The sequence below is a fragment of the Vibrio sp. D173a genome, from assembly GCF_030248475.1.
In genome coordinates this window covers 1-477 of the sequence record NZ_JAHGAH010000464.1, presented here as the reverse complement: position 1 = coordinate 477, position 477 = coordinate 1, and the positions used below count along the sequence as shown (strand labels likewise).

The following is a 477-nucleotide window of genomic DNA, read 5'->3' as shown; positions in this document are numbered from 1 at the left end:
ACTCCACTAAGTAGAGTCTCATCTATACTGCAATTCAGCTGAACTTTGCGCTCTAGGCGCTGTTCCAATTTGCTGCTGATGTCTGCCAGTTGTTCTTTAGAAAGTTCTACTGCTGAAGTTACTTCAACATCGATCTCTTTCTCGTGCTCTTTTTTCAGAGCGAAGAACTCGTGACATACATCTGGAAGAGCCTTAAGTCGGCCATTCTCTGCCATCACTTTGATAAAGTTTTGGCCATGTGCATCAAATTGTTCGCCGCAGATTACAATGAAAATTTCAGCTAGCTTGCTGGCAGTTGTTGAACTGTTCAGTAGGCTAACAATATCATCGTTTTGTGCGACCTCGGCTGCGAAAGTAAGCATTTGACCCCATTGGTCTAGCTCGCCCTTCTCAACCGCAAAGTCAAAGGCTGCTTTAGCATAGGGGCGTGCGATTGTAGTCAAATCAGACATATTCAGCCCCTTGCATTAAAGTTTT

1 protein-coding gene is annotated in these 477 nt (G+C 44.2%); it reads right to left on the bottom strand.

The window, feature by feature from the left end; all coding sequences use genetic code 11:
• Positions 1–452 (bottom strand): F0F1 ATP synthase subunit delta (atpH, locus tag KIV40_RS26755; RefSeq protein ID WP_285352214.1); only part of this gene is annotated, 452 nt, incomplete at its 3' end.
• Positions 453–477 lie beyond the last annotated feature (25 nt).